This is a genomic window from Enterobacter cloacae complex sp. P42RS, assembly GCF_014930595.1.
In the GTDB taxonomy this organism is placed as follows: domain Bacteria; phylum Pseudomonadota; class Gammaproteobacteria; order Enterobacterales; family Enterobacteriaceae; genus Enterobacter; species Enterobacter bugandensis.
This window is the reverse complement of sequence record NZ_JADBRK010000026.1, coordinates 1-25,993: the sequence shown is the minus strand read 5'-3', so window position 1 is coordinate 25,993 and position 25,993 is coordinate 1. Positions and strand designations below refer to the sequence as shown.

Annotated in this window: 24 protein-coding genes; 16 read left to right on the top strand and 8 right to left on the bottom strand. The window is 58.3% G+C overall.

Annotated elements, in window-relative coordinates; translation table 11 throughout:
• Window positions 1-6: 6 nt before the first annotated feature.
• From galE to modE, 3 genes are all read right to left on the bottom strand, one after another.
• Window positions 7-1,023 (bottom strand): UDP-glucose 4-epimerase GalE, encoded by a 1,017-nt coding sequence (gene galE, locus IM314_RS20745; protein WP_041910754.1) that lies wholly within the window; start codon window positions 1,021-1,023, stop codon window positions 7-9.
• 200 nt (window positions 1,024-1,223) lie between these two features.
• Entirely contained in the window at window positions 1,224-2,696 is a 1,473-nt protein-coding gene (gene modF, locus IM314_RS20740; protein ID WP_193359323.1) for a molybdate ABC transporter ATP-binding protein ModF, read from the bottom strand.
• Between the two features lie 67 nt (window positions 2,697-2,763).
• A complete protein-coding gene (gene modE, locus IM314_RS20735; RefSeq protein WP_153656201.1) occupies window positions 2,764-3,552 on the bottom strand; it encodes a molybdenum-dependent transcriptional regulator in 789 nt (262 codons plus the stop codon).
• Window positions 3,553-3,679: 127 nt separating this feature from the next.
• Here modE and IM314_RS20730 point away from each other — a divergent pair, with 127 nt between their 5' ends.
• The 4 genes from IM314_RS20730 to modC all read left to right on the top strand — a co-directional run bounded on the left by IM314_RS20730 (window position 3,680) and on the right by modC (window position 6,531).
• A complete protein-coding gene (locus IM314_RS20730; RefSeq protein WP_041910751.1) occupies window positions 3,680-3,829 on the top strand; it encodes an AcrZ family multidrug efflux pump-associated protein in 150 nt (49 codons plus the stop codon).
• 178 nt (window positions 3,830-4,007) lie between these two features.
• Window positions 4,008-4,781: a molybdate ABC transporter substrate-binding protein gene (gene modA / locus IM314_RS20725; RefSeq protein WP_193359322.1), complete on the top strand. Its 774-nt coding sequence runs from the start codon at window positions 4,008-4,010 to the stop codon at window positions 4,779-4,781.
• Window positions 4,781-5,470: a molybdate ABC transporter permease subunit gene (modB, locus tag IM314_RS20720; RefSeq protein WP_041910749.1), complete on the top strand. Its 690-nt coding sequence runs from the start codon at window positions 4,781-4,783 to the stop codon at window positions 5,468-5,470. Before modA ends, modB begins: the two co-directional genes overlap by 1 nt.
• Before the next feature lie 2 nt (window positions 5,471-5,472).
• Window positions 5,473-6,531, top strand: a complete 1,059-nt coding sequence (modC, locus tag IM314_RS20715; protein WP_041910748.1) for a molybdenum ABC transporter ATP-binding protein ModC — start codon at window positions 5,473-5,475, stop codon at window positions 6,529-6,531.
• Here modC and IM314_RS20710 read toward each other — a convergent pair whose 3' ends face one another.
• A complete protein-coding gene (locus IM314_RS20710) occupies window positions 6,532-7,350 on the bottom strand; it encodes a pyridoxal phosphatase (RefSeq protein ID WP_041910747.1) in 819 nt (272 codons plus the stop codon).
• A gap of 140 nt (window positions 7,351-7,490) precedes the next feature.
• Between IM314_RS20710 and pgl the strand changes: the two genes are divergently transcribed.
• Window positions 7,491-8,486 (top strand): 6-phosphogluconolactonase, encoded by a 996-nt coding sequence (gene pgl / locus IM314_RS20705; RefSeq protein WP_041910746.1) that lies wholly within the window; start codon window positions 7,491-7,493, stop codon window positions 8,484-8,486.
• A 444-nt stretch (window positions 8,487-8,930) separates the two neighbouring features.
• Window positions 8,931-9,020 carry a type I toxin-antitoxin system toxin TisB gene (tisB, locus tag IM314_RS20700; protein ID WP_023332440.1) on the top strand — a complete coding sequence of 30 codons (90 nt, stop codon included), beginning with the start codon at window positions 8,931-8,933 and terminating at the stop codon, window positions 9,018-9,020.
• Window positions 9,021-9,075: 55 nt separating this feature from the next.
• On the opposite strand, the gene IM314_RS20695 is transcribed toward tisB, so the two are convergent.
• Complete coding sequence (locus IM314_RS20695; protein ID WP_041910745.1) at window positions 9,076-10,359, bottom strand: putative acyl-CoA thioester hydrolase; 1,284 nt, start codon at window positions 10,357-10,359, stop codon at window positions 9,076-9,078.
• 224 nt (window positions 10,360-10,583) lie between these two features.
• On the opposite strand from IM314_RS20695, the gene hutI reads away from it, so the two are divergent.
• The 5 genes from hutI (at window position 10,584) to hutH (ending at window position 16,825) form a co-directional block, all read left to right on the top strand.
• Window positions 10,584-11,804: an imidazolonepropionase gene (gene hutI, locus IM314_RS20690; RefSeq protein WP_227008647.1), complete on the top strand. Its 1,221-nt coding sequence runs from the start codon at window positions 10,584-10,586 to the stop codon at window positions 11,802-11,804.
• A complete protein-coding gene (gene hutG, locus IM314_RS20685) occupies window positions 11,801-12,739 on the top strand; it encodes a formimidoylglutamase (protein WP_049136995.1) in 939 nt (312 codons plus the stop codon). Before hutI ends, hutG begins: the two co-directional genes overlap by 4 nt.
• Window positions 12,740-12,758: 19 nt before the next feature.
• Window positions 12,759-13,493 (top strand): histidine utilization repressor, encoded by a 735-nt coding sequence (locus IM314_RS20680; protein ID WP_041910742.1) that lies wholly within the window; start codon window positions 12,759-12,761, stop codon window positions 13,491-13,493.
• 126 nt (window positions 13,494-13,619) lie between these two features.
• Window positions 13,620-15,308, top strand: a complete 1,689-nt coding sequence (hutU, locus tag IM314_RS20675) for a urocanate hydratase (protein ID WP_193359320.1) — start codon at window positions 13,620-13,622, stop codon at window positions 15,306-15,308.
• The gene (gene hutH, locus IM314_RS20670) at window positions 15,305-16,825 is read left to right on the top strand and encodes a histidine ammonia-lyase (protein WP_193359319.1); all 1,521 of its coding nucleotides are present in this window, start codon (window positions 15,305-15,307) and stop codon (window positions 16,823-16,825) included. The genes hutU and hutH overlap by 4 nt, the downstream gene beginning before the upstream one ends.
• 84 nt (window positions 16,826-16,909) lie before the next feature.
• On the opposite strand, the gene IM314_RS20665 is transcribed toward hutH, so the two are convergent.
• Together IM314_RS20665 and bioA are read right to left on the bottom strand one after the other, a co-directional pair.
• Complete coding sequence (locus tag IM314_RS20665; protein ID WP_028012412.1) at window positions 16,910-17,386, bottom strand: kinase inhibitor; 477 nt, start codon at window positions 17,384-17,386, stop codon at window positions 16,910-16,912.
• Window positions 17,387-17,434: 48 nt separating this feature from the next.
• Window positions 17,435-18,742: an adenosylmethionine--8-amino-7-oxononanoate transaminase gene (bioA, locus tag IM314_RS20660; protein ID WP_193359318.1), complete on the bottom strand. Its 1,308-nt coding sequence runs from the start codon at window positions 18,740-18,742 to the stop codon at window positions 17,435-17,437.
• Between the two features lie 68 nt (window positions 18,743-18,810).
• On the opposite strand from bioA, the gene bioB reads away from it, so the two are divergent.
• Genes bioB through bioD form a run of 4 tightly spaced genes read left to right on the top strand, consistent with a single transcriptional unit; the run spans window position 18,811 to window position 22,438 of the window.
• On the top strand, window positions 18,811-19,851 hold the full coding sequence (bioB, locus tag IM314_RS20655; protein ID WP_193359317.1) for a biotin synthase BioB: 1,041 nt from the start codon (window positions 18,811-18,813) through the stop codon (window positions 19,849-19,851).
• Window positions 19,848-21,005 (top strand): 8-amino-7-oxononanoate synthase, encoded by a 1,158-nt coding sequence (bioF, locus tag IM314_RS20650; RefSeq protein ID WP_193359316.1) that lies wholly within the window; start codon window positions 19,848-19,850, stop codon window positions 21,003-21,005. The genes bioB and bioF overlap by 4 nt, the downstream gene beginning before the upstream one ends.
• Complete coding sequence (bioC, locus tag IM314_RS20645; protein WP_193359315.1) at window positions 20,989-21,744, top strand: malonyl-ACP O-methyltransferase BioC; 756 nt, start codon at window positions 20,989-20,991, stop codon at window positions 21,742-21,744. The genes bioF and bioC overlap by 17 nt, the downstream gene beginning before the upstream one ends.
• Window positions 21,737-22,438 (top strand): dethiobiotin synthase, encoded by a 702-nt coding sequence (gene bioD, locus IM314_RS20640; protein WP_041910735.1) that lies wholly within the window; start codon window positions 21,737-21,739, stop codon window positions 22,436-22,438. The genes bioC and bioD overlap by 8 nt, the downstream gene beginning before the upstream one ends.
• On the opposite strand, the gene IM314_RS20635 is transcribed toward bioD, so the two are convergent.
• Window positions 22,401-23,123, bottom strand: coding sequence for an ABC transporter ATP-binding protein (locus IM314_RS20635; protein WP_193359314.1), 723 nt, complete (start codon window positions 23,121-23,123; stop codon window positions 22,401-22,403). The genes bioD and IM314_RS20635 overlap by 38 nt on opposite strands.
• A gap of 750 nt (window positions 23,124-23,873) precedes the next feature.
• On the opposite strand from IM314_RS20635, the gene uvrB reads away from it, so the two are divergent.
• Window positions 23,874-25,889, top strand: a complete 2,016-nt coding sequence (uvrB, locus tag IM314_RS20630) for an excinuclease ABC subunit UvrB (protein ID WP_028012419.1) — start codon at window positions 23,874-23,876, stop codon at window positions 25,887-25,889.
• Window positions 25,890-25,993 lie beyond the last annotated feature (104 nt).

The following is a 25,993-nucleotide window of genomic DNA, read 5'->3' as shown; positions in this document are numbered from 1 at the left end:
GGATCCTTAGTCCGGATAACCCTGCGGGTGGCGTGACTGCCAGTGCCAGGTATCCTGTGCCATTTCATCAAGCGTGCGGGTGACACGCCAGTTAAGTTCTTTATCGGCTTTGGTTGCATCGGCCCAGTAAGCAGGCAGGTCGCCATCACGACGCGGAGCGAAGTGGTAGTTCACCGGCTTACCGCAGGCTTTGCTGAAGGCGTTAACCACGTCCAGCACGCTGCTGCCGACCCCGGCGCCGAGGTTATAAATATGCACGCCCGGTTTGTCAGCCAGCTGCTGCATGGCTGCAACGTGGCCGTCTGCTAAATCCATCACGTGGATATAGTCACGCACGCCGGTGCCGTCTTCGGTAGGGTAGTCATTGCCAAAAATGGCCAGCGACTCGCGACGGCCTACCGCCACCTGGGCGATGTACGGCATCAGGTTGTTCGGGATACCCTGCGGATCTTCACCCATATCGCCAGACGGATGGGCGCCGACCGGGTTGAAGTAGCGCAGCAATGCGATGCTCCACTCCGGCTGGGCTTTTTGCAGGTCGGTCAGGATCTGCTCTACCATCAGCTTGCTTTTGCCGTATGGGCTTTGCGGCGTACCGGTCGGGAAGCTTTCAACGTAAGGAATTTTTGGCTGATCGCCATAGACGGTGGCGGAGGAGCTAAAGATAAAGTTTTTGACGTTTGCCGCGCGCATGGCGGAGATCAGACGCAGGGTACCGTTGACGTTGTTGTCGTAATACTCAAGCGGTTTCGCAACGGATTCACCGACCGCTTTCAGCCCCGCGAAGTGGATCACCGCTTCGATGGCGTGGTCGTGAAGGATCTCGGTCATCAGCGCTTCGTTGCGGATGTCGCCTTCTACGAAAGTCGGCTGTTTACCGCCAAGACGTTCAATCACCGGCAGCACGCTGCGCTTACTATTGCACAGGTTGTCGAGGATGATCACATCGTGACCATTTTGCAGCAGCTGCACACAGGTATGACTTCCGATGTAACCGCTACCACCTGTTACCAGAACTCGCATAATTCGCTCCATTGGGCCTATGGTATGTAATAACCATAGCATAACAGAGACGCGAAAAGTGTGACATGGGATAAAATAGTGGAATCGTTTACACTCGTTTTCACACCCGCTTTTTCGATGACGTTGAGCATTCTAGATCAAAGAGATAGCGATGTATTGATGCAAGTTATCTGAAAAGAGGAGGGCGGTGCCCTCCGCGGTTAATTTACGTTGCTGAGAAGATAGCGATAACCCTCACCGTCCGCGACAAACTCGAGGCGGTGGGTGATGCAGGAGGGGGCATCTTCGGCATGGTGTGAAACGAACAGCAGCTGCGTTTCACCTTCGCTAATCAGCACGTCCACAAAGCGGCGGACCAGCTGTCGGTTAAGCGGATCCAGCCCCTGCAGCGGCTCGTCGAGGATCAGGAGTGTAGGGTGTTTTACCAGCGCGCGAACGATCAGTGCCAGGCGCTGCTGCCCCCACGACAGGCTATGAAACGGCGCGTCAGCCACCCGGTTATCCATCCCCAGAATATCCAGCCACTGCTGGGCCAGCTTGTGCTGTTTATCTGACACCGCCTGATAAATGCCGATGGAATCAAAATAGCCGGAAAGGATCACGTTGCGTACCGTGGTACTGACCCGGTAATCCAGATGCAGGCTGCTGCTAACGTAGCCAATGTGCTTTTTGATATCCCAGATGGTTTCGCCGCTGCCGCGACGGCGGCCAAACAGCGTCAGATCGTTACTGTAGCCCTGCGGGTGATCGCCGGTTATCAGGCTCAGCAGCGTGGATTTCCCCGCGCCGTTGGGACCGACAATCTGCCAATGTTCGCCAGGATTAACCGTCCAGCTGAGGTGATTCAGGATCGGTCGTTCGTCATAGGAGACTACGCCATCGCGCAGGACGATAAGCGGCTGCCTGGGGTCGAGACCGTGGCGTGCTGCCGGCGCGTCGGGATCCGGCAGCGCAATGCCCGCCAGCTTTTCGCTGTGCGCAAGCTGGGCAATCAGCGCCTGTCGGAGCAGCGCGGATTTTTCTCCGGTTTCGATCAGGCTACAGTCTGCCAGCACGCCCGCGTTTTGCACGAAGTCAGGAATTTCATCGAAGCGGTTCAGCACCAGTACGATCGTATAGCCTTCCTGATTCAGAGAGTCCAGCATGGCAGCCAGCTGGGCGCGGGAGTGGACATCCAGCCCGTCAAAGGGCTCATCCAGAATCAGCAATTCCGGCTGGCTCATTAACGCCTGGCACAGCAGCGTTTTCCGCGTCTCGCCGGTAGAGAGGTACTTAAAGCGCCGGTTCAGCAGCGCGGAAATGCCAAACTGTTCCGCCAGATGCTGACAGCGGGCGGGATCTTTCACCTCATCCTGAATAATTTCCGCCGCCGTGCGGCCGGTATCTTCTTCGCCAGGACTGAGTAAATCGGTATTGTTGCGCTGCCACTCGTCGCTGACCAGCTTCTGCAGCTGTTCAAAGGACAGGCGCGTCAGGCGCGTGAAATCGCTCCGGCATTCGCCTCTGAGAAGGGTAAGCTCTCCGGCCAGCGCGCGGGCCAGCGCGGATTTACCGCTGCCGTTAGTGCCGACAAACGCCCAGCTTTCACCCGCGCGTATTGTCAGATCGGCAATCGTCAGCGTTCGGGTATCGCTAAGACGAAACGTACCTTGCGAAATATGCAATGATGACATGATGTATCCCATTTTTTGCAGCAATTGATATCAGGGATACGCACTGTCGTCACGATTGTCAATGTGCTCAGCACAATGTGGCGATAATCACCCGGTCCGCGTTGAAATATGCGGTGACGACAGCACCTTCTTCTAAAGCGTTCGCCTCGCTGAGCGGGACCGTGGCGCAAAGCGCCTGTCCGTCTGCCAGGGGCATCAGCACTTCGCACTGCTCCTTGCCGCGTTCGATATGGCTGATGGTGCCCCGCAGCTGGTTATCAGCCGCCTTTGCCTTGTCCGGGTCGCGTGTGATATTGACCCAGGGTGCTTTCAGCAACACCAGCACCTCTTTACCTTCATCCAGATCAAGGCGCTCTGCGCTCTGGGCCGTTATCGCCGCTTTCAGACGGGTGACACCATCGGCAAGCAGGATCTCAACATGCTGCTGTACCTGGAGATTATCGCGCGCCGTCACCGTACCAAACCACTGGTTGCGGGCGCTGGTCTGCAACGAGAAGCGGGAAATGGCGGCCAGCAAGCTGTCCAGCGGAACGTTGTCGTCGTCACTCAATACATCGAATGCTTTTTGCTGAATCTGGCCCAGGAGATCGTAGAGCTGAATCAGGCGCAGGCCGTAGCGTGTGACAACAGCACCTCCACCCCCTTTGCCCCCTGTGGCTCTGTCCACCAGCGGATGCTCGCTCAGGGTGTTCATGTCATTGATGGCATCCCAGGCGCTTTTATAGCTAATCCCGGCGTTCTTAGCGCCCTGGCTAATTGAGCCGGTTTGTTCTATCTGTTTAAGCAGGGCAATACGTCGGGGATCGGCGAAAAGCTTTTGCTGAAGTCGGAGAGTAAGAAGAATTTCGGCCTGCATAACAGTGTCCTGGCAAAAAGAATATTGTGACCCAAATGGTGCAGGGCGCAAAGGGCACCGCACAAAAGGGGATGTTTTTCTTACTTTTCAGGGTAGAATAGCCCATTCACAAAATCTGGAGAAAACCATGTTAGAGTTGTTGAAAAGTCTGGTATTCGCCGTGATCATGGTACCAGTAGTGATGGCCATCATCCTCGGTGCCATCTACGGCCTGGGTGAAGTGTTCAACATCTTTTCGAATATCGGTCACCGAGACCGTGCGAAAAAGCAGCATTAATTTCCCACAAAACGCCCGGCTTGCCCGGGCGTTTTGCTCTCAAGCTTTTCTTACTTTCGCCGATATAATTTAACGTAACACACCGTGTTACCCCTTGAGCGGTACGAATTACCGCTGGGATCTCCCTGACGATACCGTTATATTAATATGTATATAACGCTACTCACAGGAGTTACAGATGGCACGTTCATGGGTACGCCTTTTCGCAGGGGCAACGCTGACGCTTTCACTTACCGGACACGCGCTGGCGGACGAAGGTAAAATCACGGTCTTTGCGGCGGCGTCGTTGACCAACGCGCTGCAGGATATTGCGGCGGCGTATAAAAAAGAGAAAAACGTCGAGGTAGTCTCCTCTTTTGCCTCTTCCTCTACGCTGGCACGGCAGATAGAAGCGGGCGCTCCGGCAGATCTGTTTATCTCTGCTGACCAGAAGTGGATGGACTACGCGGTGGAGAAGAAATCGATTGATGCGGCGACCCGCGAAACGCTGCTGGGCAATAGCCTGGTTGTGGTTGCACCGAAGGCCAGCGCGCAAGGTGAAATCACCATCAATAAAGAGACAAACTGGACCCGCCTGCTGAACGGTGGCCGTCTGGCGGTGGGTGACCCGGAACACGTTCCGGCCGGGATTTACGCCAAAGAAGCGCTGCAAAAGCTGGGCGCGTGGGAGACCCTGTCACCAAAACTGGCCCCGGCGGAAGATGTGCGCGGCGCGCTGGCGCTGGTGGAGCGTAACGAAGCTCCGCTGGGCATTGTGTATGGTTCCGATGCCGTTGCCAGCAAGGGCGTAAAAGTGGTTGGCACCTTCCCGGAAGACTCCCACAAGAAAGTGGAATATCCTGTGGCGATTGTTGATGGACATAATAATGCGACCGTAACGGCCTTCCGCGATTATCTGAAGGGGCCGGAGGCGTCCGCAATCTTTAAACGTTATGGATTTACGACTCACTGATGATACTGACCGATCCTGAATGGCAGGCTGTTCTGCTGAGCCTTAAAGTCTCTTCCCTGGCGGTTGCGCTGAGTTTGCCCTTTGGGATCTTTTTTGCCTGGCTACTGGTTCGCTGTCGGTTCCCCGGCAAAGCGCTGCTCGACAGCGTCCTTCATCTTCCCCTGGTTTTACCGCCCGTGGTGGTCGGTTATCTGCTGCTGATTTCGATGGGGCGACGCGGTTTTATCGGCGAAAAGCTCTACGACTGGTTCGGAATCACCTTTGCCTTTAGCTGGCGCGGTGCGGTACTGGCGGCGGCGGTGATGTCATTCCCGCTGATGGTCAGAGCGATCCGCCTCGCGCTGGAAGGCGTGGATATGAAGCTCGAACAGGCAGCCCGCACGCTCGGTGCCGGGCGCTGGCGCGTCTTTTTTACCATCACGCTTCCGCTTACGCTGCCGGGCATCATTGTCGGGACGGTGCTGGCGTTCGCCCGCTCGCTGGGCGAGTTTGGTGCGACCATCACCTTTGTGTCGAACATTCCCGGCGAGACGCGGACCATCCCATCGGCCATGTATACCCTGATTCAGACGCCAGGGGGAGAGAGTGCCGCAGCGCGGCTGTGCATCATCTCTATCGTATTAGCCCTGGTTTCGCTGCTGGTTTCTGAATGGCTGGCACGGCTAAGCCGCGAACGGATGGGGAAATAACGATGCTGGAACTGAATTTCACACAGACGCTGGGAAACCATACTCTGACGCTTAACGAGACGCTGCCTGCAAGCGGCATCACCGCCGTCTTCGGCGTGTCTGGCGCGGGTAAAACGTCTCTGATTAACGCCATCAGCGGCCTGACGCGCCCGCAGTCAGGGCGCATTGTCCTGAACAACCGCGTCCTGAATGATGTGGAGAACAAGATTTACCTTTCGCCGGATAAGCGCCGCATCGGCTATGTTTTTCAGGACGCGCGCTTATTCCCGCACTACAGCGTGCGCGGCAACCTGCGCTACGGCATGGCGAAAAGCATGGCCGGGCAGTTTGATAAGCTGGTGACGCTTTTAGGCATTGGACCCCTGCTCGACAGGCTGCCGTCCTCGCTCTCCGGCGGGGAGAAACAGCGTGTGGCTATAGGCCGCGCGTTGCTGACCGCCCCCGAACTGCTGCTGCTCGACGAGCCGCTGGCTTCTCTGGATATACCGCGCAAGCGCGAGCTTTTGCCTTACCTGCAGCGTCTGACCCGCGAAATTAATATTCCGATGCTCTACGTCAGCCATTCGCTGGATGAGATCCTGCATCTGGCCGACAAAGTGCTGGTGCTGGAAGAGGGCAGCGTGAAGGCCTTCGGCAACCTGGAAGAGGTGTGGGGCAGTAGCGTGATGCACCCCTGGTTACCCAGGGAGCAGCAGAGCAGCATCCTGAAGGTGAGCGTTCTGGAGCATCATCCGCACTACGCGATGACCGCCCTGGCGCTGGGCGACCAGCATCTTTGGGTCAATAAGATCGACAAACCGTTGCAGTCCGCGCTGCGGATCCGCATCCAGGCGTCGGACGTCTCGCTGGTGTTGCAGCCGCCGCTGCAAACCAGTATTCGAAATATTCTGCGCGCCAAAGTGGCGGAATGTTTTGATGATAACGGGCAGGTAGAGGTGAAGCTCGACGTGGGCAGCAGGACGCTCTGGGCGCGCATCAGCCCGTGGGCCAGGGATGAGTTAGCAATCAAGCCCGGCCTGTGGCTTTACGCGCAAATCAAGAGCGTTTCGATCACCGCCTGATTACAGCAGGTGGGTATAGATGTACTGCGCGATGCTGTCGGTGGTGTTGTCGCCAATCACCACGTTAGCGCGCGCTTTTACTGCGTCGTCGGCATTACCCATCGCCACGCCCGTACCGGCGGCTTCCAGCATGCTGATGTCGTTGTAGTTGTCGCCGAAGGCGATCGCGTCCTGCATTGACCAGCCCTGCGATTCTACGTACTGCGTCAAGCGCTTGCCTTTGCTGTTGCCTTTGCGGGCAATATCCACCTGATCGTGCCAGGACCATTCGCACTCCAGCCCCAGCGTGTCCTCGACGTGTTTCGCGAAGGTATTCAGTTTGGTGGTGTCTTCATCCGTCAGGGCAAACTTCCAGATAGCCTCAACGTCCTGGGCCGCCTGACGCAGAGAGGAAACCTGGGTAAAGACCGGACGCTGCGCTTCTGGCAGGGACAACGCCCAGTTGCTGGTGCGTACCACATGGCCGGTTGGGCGCTCGTACACCATCGCGTTATCCACATACATCAGGCCGTGAACATTATGCTCATCCAGCAGATCGATCAGCTGCAGCGCCTGGGGAACCGGCAGCGGGTCGGAGGCTAAAACCTTTTTTGCCTGATAATCATACAAATAAGTGCCATTACAACAAATTGCAGGTGTATCCAGCGCCAGTGCCTGATAAAAAGGGTGAATGGCTACGTGATGTCGACCCGTTACGATAAGGAGTTGATATCCCACTTCCTGCGCGCGTTTAAGCGCTTCAAGGGAGGAGGGGAGCAGGGTTTTCTGAGGGGTAAGTAATGTTCCGTCTAAATCCAGTGCAATCACACGCGAGGTCATTTGTTCTTCCGGGTTAATGTTGAATTTTAGGTCTCAGGGGATGTTACACCGAGAGTAAATCGCTGCAAAATTCCTGGCTAAAATTCAGCATTCACCGTTAAAAATAATCACTTTCACGTGCAGTGAGGAAAGGAGTATTCATGAAACAAACCGTTTATACCGCCAGTCCTGAAAGTCAGCAGATCCACGTCTGGCGCTTGAATGCAGAAGGTTCGCTCACGCTGGTTCAGGTTGTTGATGTGCCGGGCCAGGTGCAACCGATGGTCGTCAGCCCGGATAAACGTTTCTTATACGTGGGTGTGCGCCCGGAGTTTCGCGTGCTGGCCTACCGCATCTCTCCTGACGACGGCGCGCTGACCTACACCGCTGAAGCGCCACTGCCGGGCAGCCCAACCCACATCTCGACCGATCGTAAAGGACGCTTCATTTTTAGCGGTTCTTACAATGCCGGTTGCGTCAGCGTGACCCGTCTTGACGATGGTATTCCGGTAGAAACTGTCGACGTGGTGGAAGGGCTGGAAGGCTGCCATTCGGCGAATATCTCCCCGGACAACCGCACGCTCTGGGTGCCTGCGCTGAAGCAGGATCGAATCTGCCTGTTCACCCTGAGCGACGATGGTCACCTGGTGGCGCAGAATCCGGCTGAAGTCACCACCGTTGAGGGCGCGGGTCCGCGTCATATGGTCTTCCACCCGAACCAGCAATATGCTTACGTCGTTAACGAACTGAACAGCTCGGTGGATGTATGGGAGCTGAAAGATCCAAACGGTCAGATTGAGTGCGTGCAGACGCTGGACATGATGCCGTCTGACTTCTCTGACACTCGCTGGGCGGCAGATATTCACATCACGCCGGATGGTCGCCATCTGTACGCCTGCGACCGCACCTCCAGCCTGATTACCGTCTTCAGCGTCTCCGAAGATGGCAGCGTGCTGGCTATTGAGGGCTTCCAGCCAACGGAAACCCAGCCGCGCGGCTTTAATATCGATCACAGCGGTAAATACCTGATTGCGGCGGGGCAGAAATCCCACCACATCGCGCTGTATGAAATCAAAGGCGAGCAGGGCCTGCTGGAAGAGAAAGGACGCTACGCCGTAGGCCAGGGGCCGATGTGGGTGGTGGTTAACGCGCACTAAGCGGTTTAAAATAAAAAAACCTCGCGAATGCGAGGTTTTTTTATGCCCGGTGGTAGCCGGGTGAGCACATCAAAACGTAACCAACAGGATCATCATAATGTCGACTCAAGGCGATGTAAATTCATCGTCAACGAACAAAGGAGAACACGGAATGATCAGTGAATAGTATATAAATAATAATCAGTCACTTAAGTGCTTTTGCTTTATAAATTCCTAAATTGGTTTTAACTGTTTTTATGTACAGTGGTGATTTGATATCATTCTGTGCGTTGGTTCGATGTGTTGCAGTTCCGCAATTCAGGATCCTTTTTAAGTCCTGGCTGTCGGGTGGTGCCGACGGTGCCTAAACTGCGGAGCACATCAAAACATAACCAACACACCTCTGGTGACAGGCAGCGGAAAGGTAAACCAGAGGAGAAGTGCTCTATACCAAAGGAGTGGCGTATGAGCGGTGTGGAATGGGCAATTCTGTTCCTGCAACTCATGGTTGCGATTATGCAACTATTGGATGCGTATCTTAAGTTTGGAGCCTGACGCATTCAGTCGCAGTAAAAAGGGGGATTAAACTCCCCCTTTTACTCTCATCTCGTTACTGCTTCGGCTCAGCAACCACGTTGCTGCCCAGACCGCGGTTGTTGTATTCCCACATGCGGTTGAAGTTCGCGTCGTTCAGGTTGCGCTGCACGTTTCCTTTATCGTCCACCGCACCGGTGTTGCCGGAGAACGGACGTTTGGAGACAGCCGCATCAGCCCACGGCTTCGCCACGTTAAAGCCTTCGTTGATCACGCTGTCGCGGATAACGACCTGGCCGTTGGTCGCAGAGTCCACGTCCAGGGAGCGTCCCAGCTGCGCCACGCCGTCACCGGCCGCGTTAAAGCGGCTGTTCACGGCCAGGAAGCCGTAAAACAGGTTAGACTGGGTTGCCGGAGCAAACACATAGCCTTCCTGCTGGGTACGGGAATTCACCACGCGGAAATCGGTGTTATCAAACACTACCGCGCCGCGACCGGACACCAGATCAACGTCACCTTCAACGTAGCTGTTGGTCACCAGCGTACGGGTCAGACGGTTGTTCTGCAGCGTGTTCTGTACGCCGCTGTTGGTCACGAAGAAGGTGTTCTGACGGCCCAGAATATTGACGTTGTTAATCTGCACCTTATCGCCGTCGCTACGCAGCGCAACGGCCTGGTGGTTACCGGCATCCACGCTGTCACCCAGGGTATTCTGAATGGTCAGGTTCTGCAGTTGCAGGCCATTATTCTGCGACCAGAACACCGCCGAGCACATCACGCCAATGGTGGCGGAACGCTTGCTCTGGCAGTTATCAAACATATACCACGCCGGTTTGCCCGGCATATATTTGCCTGCCGGGTTCACCAGGTGACGCCAGGCGGTGCTGTCGATTTCGGAATCAATCGCCAGGCCGATTTTTACGTCGATGGCTTTTTCACCCAGACCGTAAATCGTAATGCTGCCAGGAGCCGCCGGAACATACACGGTGCCTTCGTATTCACCCGGCAGGATCGCGATGTACTGGCGAGACGCGCTGTGTTTAGTGATTGCCGCGTCAACCGCTGCCTGGATAGTGGTATGCGTTACGCCCTGCGCGCCAGCCGGGCCAACAACGAAGTCAGGCTGTTTAGGCAGGTTAATAGAAGACGGTGTCCACGGCGCGGCGTTAGGATCCATCGCCGAGAAGTAATGGGCGCGGTCGAAATTCTTCGCTTCATCCGCGGACAAAATCGGGCGGGAGGCGGTACCGGGCGCTACCTGCTCAGAAGGACGCTGATCCGGTGGTGTAGAACTGCATGCGGATAATGTCACGCCAAAGGCGAGCGCTAACGCCAGACGGGAAATCCTGGAAATGTTCAAGGTGAAGCTCCTGGGTATGCAAGTCTTTACGGGATAGACGAAATAGCCTGCTTTTTTATACTAAGTTGAGCGAAACGGGAAGATAAAAAGGGTAAAAGTTGCATTTTTTGCCCGGAGGTGACGGGAAAGTCATCACAAATAAATAACATTTTCCCTTAAGGCGGTTGACAGCAGACGATGGATGCAAATAAATGTCTATACAACCCATGACAAGTGGAATGCCCATGCAGCTTCAACCTGACGATGTTATATGGCGAAATGCGCGCCTGGCAACAATGGTTCCCGATACATCCGCGCCTTATGGCCTGAAAGAGCAGCACGCGCTGGTCGTGCGCGGCCAAACTATCCTTGGCGTGCTTCCTGAATCTGACCTTCCTTCCGGACACCGTCACGTCATCGATCTTGAGGGACGTCTGGTCACGCCTGGCCTGATTGACTGCCATACCCATCTGGTATTTGGCGGCGACCGCGCGGCGGAGTGGGAACAGCGTCTGAACGGCGTCTCTTACCAGACCATCAGCGCTCAGGGGGGCGGGATTAACGCCACCGTGACGGCAACGCGCAGCAGTTCCCTGGAAACCCTGCTGAAACTTGCGCAGCAGCGGCTCCAGCGTCTGATGAATGAAGGTGTAACGACCGTTGAAATCAAATCGGGATACGGTCTCAACGCCGAGGCCGAAGAGAAGATGCTGCAGGTTGCCCGCCAGCTGAGCCTCAATAACCCGGTTGATATCAGCCCAACGCTGCTGGCGGCCCATGCGGTTCCGCCGGAATACCGACAGGATCCGGATGCGTACCTCGCGCTGGTTTGCGAGCAGATACTGCCCACGCTGTGGCAAAAAGAGTTATATGAAGCAGTAGACGTGTTTTGTGAAAACGTCGGCTTTACCCCGTCGCAAACCGAGCGCCTCTTCCAGGCCGCCGCCGCGCTCGGTATTCCGGTGAAAGGGCATGTTGAACAGCTGTCGAATCAGGGCGGAGCGGCGCTGGTCAGCCAATATAACGGACTGTCGGCCGATCATATCGAATATCTCGACGACGCGGGCGTTCAGGCGATGGCGCAAAGCGGTACGGTTGCGGTGCTGCTCCCCGGCGCGTTCTATTTTCTGCAGGAGCGCCAGCGTCCGCCGGTTGATCAGCTCCGAAAACGTGGTGTGCCGATGGCCGTCGCCACCGACTATAACCCCGGCACCAGCCCGTTTGCCAGCCTGCACCTGGCGATGAATATGGCCTGCGTCCAGTTTGGCCTCACCCCTGAAGAGGCCTGGGCTGGCGTCACGCGCCATGCGGCGCAGGCGCTGGGCCGCGGCGCAACGCACGGGCAGCTGCAGCCGGGGTTTGTTGCTGATTTTATCGTCTGGGATGCTCACCATCCGGTAGAGATGGTCTACGAGCCGGGACGCAATCCGCTGTACCAACGTATTTTCCGTGGGGAGGCAGTATGAAGTTATGGCGGCCCGTCGCCGAAACGGTCTGGCAGGGGCGAGATGACAGCGCCGAAGCCAGCAATGCAACGCGAATTTTCCAGACGATACAACAGCAGGCGCTGTTCACGCCGCTTTCATCCGGCATCGCGCTGATAGGCTTTGAATGCGATGCAGGGGTTAAACGCAATCAGGGCAGGCCCGGCGCCGCGCAGGCCCCTGATATTCTGCGCAAAGCACTGGCGAATATGGCAAGCCATCAGGGACACGAACGGCTGGCGGATATGGGCTCGGTGTACGTTGAAAGCGATGAGCTTGAACCCGCGCAGCGGGCGTTAAGCGATGCCGTGACGGCCTGCCAGCAGTCCGGGATGCGCACGCTGGTGTTTGGCGGCGGGCATGAAACCGCCTGGGCGCATGGACGGGGTGTTCTGGATGCGTTCCCCGGCGAGCGCGTGGCGGTGATAAACCTGGATGCGCATCTCGACCTGCGCAAGGCCGACCGGGCGACGTCCGGTACGCCGTTTCGTCAGCTGGCTCAATACTGCGATGAATGCGGGCGCGAGTTTCGCTACGCCTGCTTTGGCGTCAGCCGCGCGGCGAACACCCAGGCACTGTGGGATGAGGCCGAACGCCTGAACGTCACGCTGGTGGAGGATCTTCATTTCAGACGCGAGGCATTATCGGCCTTGGAAAAGGTGCTGGCGCAGGCCGATCGTATCTATCTGACGATCGATCTGGACGTCCTGCCCGCGGGCGAAATGCCCGCCGTTTCCGCACCTGCGGCGTTAGGCGTCCCGGCAATGGATCTAATGCCGGTTATTGAACAAATCTGCCGCAGCGGTAAGCTGCAGGCCGCCGATCTGGTAGAGTTTAACCCGCAGTACGATCGGGACGGACAGGGCGCAAAGCTCGCCGCCCGTCTGGCCTGGCAAATTGCTCACTGGTGGGCATAACACTATTAAAGGAGTCACGATGTTTTCACGCTCGCCCCTGCCGCAACCGAGCCCGCCCGCGCCTTTTTATGAAAAGGTGAAGCAGGCGATTAGCGAAAAGATTGCTACCGGCGTCTGGCGCCCGCACGATCGCATTCCGTCGGAGGCCGAGCTGGTGGCGCAGTTCGGTTTTAGCCGGATGACCGTCAACCGGGCGCTGCGCGAGCTGACCGACGAAGGGCTTCTGGTGCGTCTGCAGGGCGTCGGGACGTTCGTGGCGGAACCGAAAGGGCAATCCGCCCTGTTTGAAATCCGCAGTATTGCGGACGAAATTGCCGCGCGTAATCATCAGCACCGCTGTGAAGTGCTGGTGCTCGAAGAGACCCAGGCCAGCGCCGAGCAGGCGGTAGAGCTGAATGTCAAAGAGGGAAGCCGCATCTTCCACTCCGTGATGGTGCATTTCGAAAACGATATTCCGGTGCAGATTGAAGATCGCTGCGTGAACGCCGAACGGATACCGGACTATCTGAACCAGGATTACACCCAGACCACCCCGCACGCCTATCTGTCGCTTGTCGCACCGCTGACGGAAGGGGAGCACATTGTGGAGGCCGTGCGCGCCACGCCGCAGGAGTGCGAGCGGCTGCGCATTAAAGAGCACGACCCGTGCCTGCTGATCCGCCGTCGAACCTGGTCCTCGTCGCACATTGTGTCGCATGCCCGGCTGCTTTTCCCGGGGAACCGTTACCGGCTGCAGGGCCACTTTATGTCATAAGTTTTATAAGCGTGATCGCTAACGCAATATAACAAAATTGTATCTTTTTTGTTAAATCTGACCTTGTGTGTGCTTGTCTATACAAGTATATCTAAATGCATCATCTGTCCCGTATAGGAGCACACAATGTCGTCAGGTAAATACCGCCAGCAGGATGTCCGCGCCGCGCGTGGCACCACCCTTACCGCCAAAAGCTGGCTCACCGAAGCCCCGCTGCGCATGTTGATGAACAACCTCGATCCTGAAGTGGCGGAAAACCCCCACGAGCTGGTGGTCTACGGCGGCATTGGCCGCGCCGCGCGCAACTGGGAATGCTATGACGCAATTGTAAAATCTCTGACCGAACTCGAACATGACGAAACCCTGCTGGTGCAGTCCGGCAAGCCGGTTGGCGTATTTAAAACCCATAGGAACGCGCCGCGCGTGCTGATCGCCAACTCTAACCTCGTGCCGCACTGGGCCACCTGGGAACACTTCAACGAGCTGGACGCGAAAGGGCTGGCGATGTATGGCCAGATGACCGCCGGGAGCTGGATCTACATCGGCAGCCAGGGGATTGTGCAGGGCACCTACGAAACCTTCGTGGAAGCGGGGCGTCAGCACTATAACGGCTCGCTGAAAGGCCGCTGGGTGCTTACCGCCGGTCTGGGCGGGATGGGCGGCGCGCAGCCGCTGGCCGCCACGCTGGCCGGCGCGTGCTCGCTGAACATTGAATGCCAGCAGAGCCGCATTGATTTCCGTCTGCGTACCCGTTACGTTGATGAACAGGCCGAGAATCTCGATGACGCGCTGGCGCGCATCAAAAAGTACACCGCTGAAGGCAAAGCGGTGTCGATTGCCCTGTGCGGCAACGCGGCGGATATTCTGCCGGAGCTGGTTGCCCGCGGCGTGCGTCCGGATCTCGTTACCGACCAGACCAGCGCCCATGACCCGCTGCACGGTTACCTGCCAAAAGGCTGGACGTGGGAAGACTACCAGCAAAAAGCGGAAACCGACCCTGAAGGCACGGTACTGGCGGCTAAGCGTTCGATGGCGGAACACGTCTCCGCGATGCTGGCCTTCAGCCAGTTGGGCATTCCAACCTTTGACTACGGCAACAACATCCGCCAGATGGCGAAAGAGATGGGCGTAAATAACGCCTTCGACTTCCCCGGCTTCGTGCCTGCCTATATCCGTCCACTGTTCTGCCGCGGTATCGGTCCGTTCCGCTGGGTTGCCCTGTCCGGTGACCCGGAAGATATCTACAAAACCGACGCCAAAGTGAAGGAGATCGTCGCCGATGACGAACACCTGCACCACTGGCTGGACATGGCTCGCGAACGCATCAGCTTCCAGGGCTTGCCGGCGCGCATCTGCTGGGTAGGACTGGAGTGGCGGCAAAAGCTGGGTCTGGCCTTCAACGAAATGGTGCGCAGCGGTGAAGTCTCCGCGCCTATCGTCATTGGTCGCGACCATCTGGACTCCGGCTCCGTCGCCAGCCCAAACCGTGAAACCGAAGCCATGCGCGACGGATCTGACGCGGTCTCCGACTGGCCATTGCTTAATGCCCTGCTGAATACCGCCAGTGGCGCCACCTGGGTCTCTCTGCACCACGGCGGCGGCGTCGGGATGGGCTTCTCCCAGCATTCCGGGATGGTCATCGTCTGTGACGGAACCGATGAAGCGGCCGCGCGCATTGCCCGTGTGCTGCACAACGACCCGGCAACCGGCGTGATGCGTCACGCGGATGCGGGTTACGAGATTGCCATTGACTGTGCCAAAGAGCAGGGACTGAACCTGCCGATGATCCCTGCCACACAAGGAAAGCATGCATGAACGCGTTAACACTCACTCCCGGCTCGCTGACGCTCAAACAGCTGCGTAAAGTCTGGCGCCAGCCGGTCACCCTTTCACTTGATGAAAGCGCCCACGCCGCGATAAACGACAGCGTCGCCTGCGTAGAAGCGATTGTTGCCGAAGGTCGCACCGCCTACGGGATTAACACCGGCTTTGGCCTGCTGGCGCAGACCCGCATCGCCACGCACGATCTGGAAAACTTACAGCGTTCGCTGGTGTTGTCGCACGCGGCAGGCGTCGGCCAGCCGCTTGACGATGAGATTGTCCGTCTGATGATGGTGCTCAAAATCAACAGCCTGGCGCGCGGTTTCTCGGGCATTCGCCTGAGCGTGATCCAGGCGCTGATGGCCCTGGTGAATGCAGAAGTCTATCCGTGGATCCCGGCAAAAGGTTCCGTCGGCGCCTCCGGTGATCTCGCCCCGCTGGCGCACATGTCGCTGCTGCTGCTGGGTGAGGGCAAAGCGCGCTGGCAGGGCGAGTGGCTTCCTGCGAAAGAGGCGCTGAAAAAAGCCGGGTTAAACCCGATCACGCTGGCGGCGAAAGAGGGGCTGGCGCTGCTTAACGGCACGCAGGCGTCGACCGCTTTCGCGCTGCGCGGCCTGTTTGAAGCGGAAGATCTCTTTGCCTCCGCGGTGGTGTGCGGTGCGCTGACCACCGAGGCGGTGCTCGGCTCGCGTCGTCCGTTTGACGCGCGTATTCACGCGGTGCGCGGCCAGCGCGGGCAGATTGATGCCGCCGCCATGTACCGCCACGTGCTCACCGACACGAGTGAGATTGCGGATTCACACCATAACTGCGAGAAGGTACAGGATCCGTATTCCCTGCGCTGTCAGCCGCAGGTGATGGGCGCGTGCCTGACGCAGCTGCGCCAGGCGGCAGAGGTGCTGCTGGTGGAGGCCAATGCGGTCTCCGACAACCCGCTGGTATTCGCCGAGGAAAACGAGGTGGTCTCCGGGGGCAATTTCCACGCCGAGCCGGTGGCGATGGCGGCGGATAATATCGCGCTGGCGATTGCCGAGGTCGGGGCGTTGTCCGAGCGCCGCATCGCGCTGATGATGGATAAACACATGTCCCAGCTGCCACCGTTCCTGGTGCGTAACGGCGGGGTTAACTCAGGCTTTATGATCGCTCAGGTGACGGCCGCAGCGCTGGCAAGCGAGAACAAAGCCCTGTCGCACCCGCACAGCGTGGACAGCCTGCCAACCTCGGCGAATCAGGAAGATCACGTTTCGATGGCCCCGGCTGCCGGGCGTCGTCTCTGGGAAATGGCCTCCAACACCCGCGGCGTGCTGGCGGTGGAGTGGCTGGCGGCGTGTCAGGGTATCGATCTGCGCGAAGGGCTTAAATCCAGCCCGCTGCTGGAGCAGGCGCGCCATGTGCTGCGCGAGCACGTCACGCATTACGATGACGACCGCTTCTTTGCGCCGGATATTGATAAGGCGATGCAGCTTCTGGAAGAGGGACGCCTTGTGGGACTGCTACCTTCGGTGCTGTGATGTTTTGCCCGGTGGCGCTGCGCTTACCGGGCCTACGAATGCGAAATCCAGGCCGGGTAAGGCGTAGCCGCCACCCGGCTTTTTTCAGGAATACATCGCCGTAATCGACGCGCTCCCCAGGGAATGGAAATGCACGTTAAACCCGACCATCGCGCCGCTCGCCCCTTCATCGACCTCAATCTTCTCCACATCCAGCGCATGCACCGTGAAGATATAGCGGTGGGTTTCCCCTTTTGGTGGCGCCGCGCCGCCGTAGCCCGCTTTACCAAAGTCAGTGCGCGTCTGAATGGCACCTTCAGGCAGGGCAACCAGGTCTGAACCGGAACCCTGCGGCAGCACGCGCGTGTCGGCGGGCAGGTTCGCCACAACCCAGTGCCACCAGCCCGAGCCGGTCGGCGCGTCCGGGTCGTAGCAGGTCACGACAAAGCTTTTGGTTCCTGCAGGAACGTCGTCCCACGCCAGGTGCGGGGAGATATTATCCCCCTGATAGCCCATGCCGTTGAAAACGTGGCGTTCCGGGAGTTTTTCACCGTCGCGCAGATCTTTACTGATGATTTTCATACGGTTTACCCTCGTTATTCACTCGTTCAGGAAGTGTAACGCATGGGATTAAATCGCGAAATGCGCGGGAATGTTAACGGCTGTTACGACCGCGTCGGTTAATTTACGCAGCTGCTCCGGCGTGATGCTGTACGGCGGCATCAGGTAGATAAGCTTGCCGAAAGGCCGCACCCAGACGCCCTGGTCAACGAAGAAGCGCTGGAGCGCCGCCATGTTCACCGGATGGGTGGTTTCAATCACCCCGATGGCACCCAGCACGCGCACGTCCGCCACAAAATTCGCCCCCGAGGCGGCGCTCAGCTCTCCTTTCAGCTGTGCCTCAATCGCCGCGACCTGCGTCTGCCACTCGCCGCTCTCCAGAATGGCGAGGCTTTCGCTTGCCACGGCGCAGGCCAGCGGGTTGCCCATAAACGTCGGGCCGTGCATAAAGCAGCCCGCCTCGCCGTCGCTGATGGTGTCGGCAACCTGACGAGTGGTGAGGGTGGCGGAGAGCGTCATGGTGCCGCCGGTCAGCGCTTTGCCGAGGCACAGAATATCCGGGGCGATACCCGCATGTTCGCAGGCAAACAGCTTGCCGGTGCGGCCAAAGCCGGTGGCGATCTCATCGGCAATCAGCAGAATGCCCTCGCGGTCGCACATCTTGCGAATACGCTTCAGCCATTCCGGATGGTACATCCGCATTCCGCCCGCGCCCTGCACGATCGGCTCAAGGATCACGGCGGCGATGTCATGACGATGCGCCGCCATCAGCCGCGCGAATCCGACCATGTCCATCTCGTTCCACTCGCCGTCGAAGCGGCTCTGCGGCGCAGGGGCGAACAGGTTTTCCGGCAGATACCCCTTCCACAGGCTGTGCATGGAGTTATCCGGATCGCACACCGACATCGCCCCGAAGGTATCCCCGTGATAGCCGTTGCGGAAGGTGAGGAACCGCTGGCGCGTTTCGCCCTTCGCATGCCAGTACTGCAGCGCCATCTTCATTGCCACTTCCACCGCCACCGAGCCGGAATCGGCCAGGAAAACGCACTCCAGCGATTCAGGCGTCATCGCCACCAGGCGACGGCATAAATCCACCGCGGGCTGATGGGTGATTCCGCCAAACATCACGTGCGACATCTGGTCAATCTGCGCCTTCATCGCCGCGTTCAGGCGCGGATGGTTGTATCCGTGAATGGCCGCCCACCAGGAGGACATCCCGTCAACCAGCCGCTCGCCGCTGGCGAGATGCAGCTCGCAGCCGTGGGCGGAGGCCACCGGATAGACGGGAAGGGGGCGGGTGGTGGAGGTGTAAGGGTGCCAGATATGCTGCTTGTCGAAGGCGAGATCGTCCTGGGTCATAATCGACTTGTAAACCATTTTGAAAAGTTTTAGGTTTACGAGTATAAACCGAACCGAAAATTAACAAAACCCTTTGGAGAAGCCCCATGGCTCACCACGCACGCTGGACGATGTCGCAAGTTACTGAATTATTCAACAAACCTTTCCTTGAGCTGATGTTTGAAGCCCAACAGGTGCATCGTCAGCACTTCGATCCTCGTCATGTTCAGGTCAGCACGCTGCTGTCGATCAAGACCGGCGCCTGTCCTGAAGACTGCAAATATTGCCCGCAGAGCGCGCGCTACAAAACCGGTCTCGAATCCGAGCGTCTGATGGAAGTCGAGCAGGTCCTCGACTCCGCGCGCAAGGCGAAAAACGCCGGTTCAACCCGCTTCTGCATGGGCGCCGCGTGGAAGAATCCACATGACCGCGACATGCCCTATCTGGAGCAGATGGTGAAGGGCGTGAAGGAGATGGGCCTCGAAGCCTGCATGACCCTCGGTACGCTCAACGAGGAGCAGGCGCAGCGCCTCTCGGCCGCGGGGCTGGACTACTACAACCACAACCTCGACACCTCGCCGGAGTTTTACGGCAATATCATCACCACGCGTACCTACCAGGAGCGTCTGGACACGCTGGACAAAGTGCGTGATGCAGGGATCAAGGTCTGCTCCGGCGGCATCGTGGGCTTAGGCGAAACGGTGAAAGACCGTGCGGGCCTGCTGCTGCAGCTGGCGAACCTGCCGACCCCGCCGGAAAGCGTGCCCATCAACATGCTGGTGAAGGTCAAGGGCACGCCGCTGGCGGATAACGAGGACGTGGATGCGTTTGATTTTATTCGCACTATCGCGGTGGCGCGCATCATGATGCCAACGTCTTACATTCGCCTCTCTGCGGGCCGCGAGCAGATGAACGAGCAGACCCAGGCAATGTGCTTTATGGCCGGGGCCAACTCCATCTTCTACGGCTGCAAGCTGCTGACCACGCCGAACCCGGAAGAGGACAAAGACGTTCAGCTGTTCCGCAAGCTGGGGCTGAACCCGCACCAGACCGGGGTGCTGACGGGCGATAACGAGCAACAGCAGCAGCTGGAGCAGCAGATTCTCAACGCCGACACCGACCAGTTCTACAACGCGGCAGCCGTATGACCTGGCAGGCACGGATTAATGCCGCGCTGGAAGAACGCCGGGCGGCAGAGGCGTTTCGCGTTCGCAGGGTGGTGGAAAACGGCGCGGGCCGTTTTCTGACCCGCGAGGGACGGCAGTTTTGTAATTTCTCCAGCAATGACTATCTCGGGCTGAGCCAGCATCCGGCCATCGTCCGCGCCTGGCAGCAGGGCGCGGAGCGGTTTGGCGTGGGCAGCGGTGGCTCGGGGCACGTCAGCGGATACACCACGGCGCATCAGGCGCTGGAGGAAGAACTGGCCGACTGGCTGGGCTATCCGCGCGCGCTGCTGTTTATCTCCGGGTTTGCCGCCAACCAGGCGGTCATCACGGCCCTGATGGGTAAAGAGGACCGCATTGTCGCCGACCGTTTAAGCCACGCCTCGCTGCTGGAGGCGGCAAACTTAAGTCCCGCCCAGCTGCGCCGCTTTGCCCATAACGATGCGTCACAGCTCGCCTCGCTGCTTGATAAACCCTGCGATGGGCAACAGCTGGCGGTCACGGAAGGGGTGTTCAGCATGGACGGCGACAGTGCGCCGCTTGCCGCGCTTCACGAGGCTGCAAAGCGGCAAAACGCCTGGCTGCTGGTCGATGATGCTCACGGCACCGGCGTGATGGGCGATGAAGGACGCGGCAGCGCCCATCAACAAAACGTGAAGCCGGAACTGCTGGTAGTTACCTTCGGTAAAGGCTTTGGCGTCAGCGGCGCCGCCGTGCTGTGCAGCGAATCTGTCGCCGACTATCTGCTGCAGTTTGCCCGTCACCTCATCTACAGCACCAGCATGCCCCCGGCGCAGGCCGTGGCGCTGTCGGCGTCGCTGGCGGTGATCCGTAGCGCAGAAGGGGATGAACGCCGTCAGCAGCTGGCAGAGCACATCTCCTGCTTCCGTCAGGGACTGGCGGCGCTTCCCTTCCAGAGTCCCGATTCGCAGAGCGCCATCCAGCCCGTGATTGTCGGCGAAAACGGCCGCGCGCTGGCGCTGGCCCAGGCGCTGCGCGAGCGGGGGATGTGGGTAACGGCCATTCGTCCGCCAACCGTTCCGCCGGGCACCGCGCGTCTGCGCTTAACCCTGACGGCGGCGCATGAGGCGCAGGATATCCAGACGCTGCTGGAGGCGCTTCATGATGCCGGTGAATAAGCAGGCCGTTGCGGCGGCGTTTGGCCGGGCCGCGCGGAGCTATTCGCAGCACGATGAACTCCAGCGCCAGAGCGCGCAGGGGCTTCTGGCCGCGCTTGGCGAGAACCGCTTCCCGCAGGTGCTGGACGCCGGCTGTGGTCCCGGCAGCAACAGCCGCTACTGGCGCGAGGCGGGGAGCGAGGTGACGGCCATCGACCTGTCGCCCGCCATGCTGGAAGAGGCGCGCCAGCAGCAGGCGGCGCACCACTATGTAGTGGCGGATATCGAGGCTATCCCGCTGGCGGACGCGCAGTTCGATCTGGTCTGGAGCCATCTGGCGGTGCAATGGTGCAGCAGCCTGCCGCAGGCGTTACGCGAGCTTTATCGCGTCGCACGACCGGGCGGAAAGGTGGCCTTTACCACCTTGCTGGAAAGTTCGCTGCCGGAGCTGAATCAGGCGTGGAAAGCGGTGGATGAGCAGCCGCACGCGAACCGCTTTTTATCGTATGAGCAGGTGACGCAGGCGCTGGCAGGCTGGCGCTGTCGCAGCACGGTGCAAACCATCACGCTTAATTTTAGCGACGCGTTCAGCGCCATGCGCTCTCTGAAGGGCATCGGCGCCACGCACCTGCACGCCGGGCGGGAGAAAAAACCGCTGACCCGGGGGCAGCTGCAACACCTGGAACTGGCCTGGCCGCAGCAGCGGGGCTTTTTCCCGCTCTCTTATCAACTTTTTCATGGGATTATCGAACGTGACTGAACGTTATTTTGTTACCGGCACGGATACGGAAGTGGGCAAAACGGTTGCCAGCGCTGCGCTGCTGCAGGCGGCACGACTGCTCGGAAAAAACACCGCCGGATATAAGCCTGTGGCTTCCGGCAGCGAGATGACGGCGGAAGGGTTACGCAACACCGACGCGCTGGCGCTCCAGCGTAACAGTAGCCTTGAGCTTGCCTATTCGGCGGTGAATCCCTATACCTTTGCCGAGCCGACGTCGCCGCACATTATCAGCGCTGACGAAGGCCGTCCAATTGATTTCGCCGTGCTGTCTGCCGGGTTACGGACGCTGGAAAGCCAGGCCGACTGGGTGCTGGTGGAAGGTGCGGGAGGCTGGTTTACGCCGCTTTCGGACACGCAGACCTTTGCTGACTGGGTGCAGGCCGAGCGGCTTCCGGTCATTCTGGTCGTCGGCGTGAAGCTGGGCTGCATCAATCACGCCATGCTGACGGCGCAGGCCGTTCAACAGGCAGGGCTGACGCTGGCAGGCTGGATAGCCAACGACGTGGTTGCGCCGGGCAGGCGGCATCAGGAGTATCTGGCGACCCTCAAGCGCGTGCTCCCGGCACCGTTCCTCGGGGAAATCCCCTGGATTGCTGGCGATGCTGAGCAGGCCGAAACCGGGCGTTATCTCGACCTCAGCGTCTTGCTTCCCGCGACATCCAGTGGGCGATAAGCTCATCGTTCAGCTCGCTAACGTGGCCCTGAGCCACGTTACGCCCGCGATAAAGCATGCAAAACCGATCCGCCACCCGGCGGATAAACGACAGCTGCTGCTCTGCCAGCAGCACCGTCATGCCTAACTCCCGGTTTAAGCGCACCAGCAGCTGCGCCAGCTTCTGGGCAAATCCGTGTCCTGTCCCATGCGTAGGCTCATCCAGAATCAGCATCCGCGGGCGGTTGACCAGTGCATTCGCCAGGGCAAGCTGATACTGATCCTCTGGCGAAAGGGCATTGCCCCGCGTCTGACGTCGCGCGTAGAGTTCCGGGAACAGATCGTATACGTCGCTTTTCGCCGCCGGGTCGGGTTTCCCCATCGCCCGCATGGCAATATGCAGATTCTCCTCAATCGTCAGTTGAGAAAAAATACGCCTGTCCTGCGGCACATAGCCTATTCCCGGCTCTGAACGTTGTTCCGGTGCCGGGCTGAGCAAATCACGCGGCGGTGCGCCCGCTTCATGCCAGATAATCGTGCCGCTTTCGACGGGGATGTTTCCGGTAATGCAGTTCATCAGGGTGGTTTTGCCCATCCCCGGCAGGCCTATGACGCCTGTACACATCCCTTGCGGAAAATCCAAATCCACGTTCCATAGCGTATGTTGGCTTCCGTAAAACTGATTCACTGCACGCAGACTCAACATCTTTCTCTCCTTAAAAATGCGTAGGGATAGGCCTGACGTGAAGCTGCAAAACGCTTGCCAGAAACCTGAAATCGATTAAAAAAACGACTTTTTTAGGAATAAGCCACAGGAGAGCAGGGTAAAAACGCGTGGCTTGCACATCGACGGTGCCGGGAATGGTGAGTTGTGGTGCAGGACAAAAAATGGCTGAAATGTGAGCAGGATCGCATCTGTTGGTTATGAATGACTCAACTGTTTATCGTCAAAAAAGAGCTATAAAAATTTTTTGTTGCCGCCTCGTGGGAAAATCCGGGAATTTGCTGAGCGGCGGTCTACACGGGCTGGAAGCAGTTATCCACTATTCCTGTGGATAACCATGTGCATTAGAGTTAGAAAACACGCGATAAGCGAGAGAAGACGCGGCTTTCGCCCAAATTGACGCGAAACGCGGCTTTAGAAAATATCTTTTAAAATTTAATTGCTTAGATAAAAGCAATTACCGTAATGAAAGTGTCACTCGTTGCCATAAAACTATCATTACCTGGCTTGACAAATGTTAAAAAAGAAAAAGTTCTGGGGATAACCCAACCTGGCTGGTTTTTTATCTCGTCAGAGCCTAAATTTTGTCCGCTAACGCGCTAATGACTCCGCCGCTATGCTAAATATCCTGACACGCTACTGGTTTTTCATCCAGTGTTTTTTACTGGCATTCCTGGCAACAACGAGTAAAATTACTCACCTGCCGCTTTTAACGTCATCAGGTCGTCGCCCATGAGTAAACCGTTCAAACTGAATTCTGCTTTCCGCCCCTCTGGCGATCAGCCTGAGGCGATCCGTCGTCTTAAAGAGGGGCTGGAAGACGGGCTGGCGCACCAGACGCTGCTGGGGGTAACCGGCTCGGGCAAAACGTTTACTGTCGCCAACGTGATCGCTGACCTGCAGCGCCCCACGATGGTGCTTGCACCCAATAAAACCCTCGCGGCACAGCTTTACGGCGAGATGAAAGAGTTCTTCCCGGAAAACGCGGTGGAGTATTTTGTCTCCTACTACGATTACTACCAGCCGGAAGCCTATGTGCCGAGCTCTGATACCTTCATCGAGAAAGATGCTTCGGTGAACGAACACATCGAACAGATGCGACTGTCTGCGACCAAGGCGCTGCTTGAGCGACGCGATGTGGTTGTGGTCGCGTCTGTTTCGGCAATTTACGGCCTGGGCGATCCGGATCTCTATCTCAAGATGATGCTGCACCTGACGCAGGGGATGATCATCGATCAGCGCGCAATTTTGCGCCGTCTGGCCGAGCTGCAGTACACCCGTAATGACCAGGCCTTCCAGCGCGGGACGTTCCGCGTGCGCGGTGAGGTGATCGACATCTTCCCGGCGGAATCGGACGATATGGCGCTGCGCGTCGAGCTGTTTGACGAAGAGGTCGAGCGTTTGTCACTGTTCGACCCGCTGACCGGCCACGTTGAGTCGGTGATACAGCGTTTTACCATCTACCCTAAAACGCACTACGTGACGCCACGAGAGCGTATCGTGCAGGCGATGGAAGAGATCAAAGAGGAGCTTGCAGAGCGCCGTAAGGTGCTTCTGGCTAACAATAAGCTGCTGGAAGAGCAGCGCCTGAGCCAGCGCACCCAGTTCGATCTGGAGATGATGAACGAGCTGGGCTACTGCTCGGGTATCGAAAACTACTCGCGCTTCCTCTCCGGGCGCGGGCCGGGCGAGCCACCGCCGACGCTGTTTGACTACCTTCCGGCCGACGGTCTGCTGGTGATCGACGAATCCCACGTCACGATCCCGCAGATCGGCGGGATGTACCGCGGCGACCGCGCGCGTAAAGAGACGCTGGTGGAGTACGGCTTCCGCCTGCCGTCAGCGCTGGATAACCGTCCGATGAAGTTTGAAGAGTTTGAGGCGCTGGCGCCGCAGACCATCTACGTGTCGGCTACGCCGGGCAACTACGAGCTGGAAAAATCGGGCGATGAGGTGATCGACCAGGTGGTCCGTCCGACCGGGCTGCTGGATCCGATTATCGAAGTGCGCCCGGTGGCGACCCAGGTGGACGATCTGCTCTCTGAGATCCGCGCCCGTTCCGCCATCAACGAGCGCGTGCTGGTGACGACGCTCACCAAGCGCATGGCGGAAGACCTGACCGAGTATCTTGAAGAACACGGTGAGAAGGTGCGCTATCTGCACTCGGATATCGACACCGTGGAGCGCATGGAGATTATCCGCGATCTGCGTCTGGGCGAGTTTGACGTGCTGGTGGGGATCAACCTGTTGCGAGAAGGTCTGGATATGCCGGAAGTTTCGCTGGTGGCGATTCTGGACGCCGATAAAGAGGGCTTCCTGCGCTCTGAACGCTCCCTGATCCAGACCATTGGCCGCGCCGCGCGTAACGTCAACGGGAAAGCGATTCTGTACGGCGACAAAATCACCCCGTCGATGGCGAAAGCGATTGGCGAAACGGAACGCCGACGCGAGAAGCAGCAGCGCTACAACGAAGAGCACGGCATTACACCGCAGGGGCTGAACAAGAAGGTGGTGGATATTCTGGCGCTCGGTCAGAACATTGCGAAGACCAAAGCGAAAGGTCGCGGCAAGGCACGTTCAGTGGTGGAAGAAGATACCGTCGTACTGACGCCGAAGGCGTTGCAGCAGAAGATCCACGAGCTGGAAGGGCAGATGATGCAGCATGCCCAGAACCTGGAGTTCGAAGAGGCGGCGCAGATCCGCGACCAGCTGCATCAGCTGCGGGATCTGTTTATCGCGGCATCATAGGTAAAGCGGCGTGTATTCCCCCTCTCCCCGTGGGTGTACAGTCCGGGGACATGGTAGACAGGTGTTCGGGGACATGGTGAACACTTTTTAACATCCTTTACCCA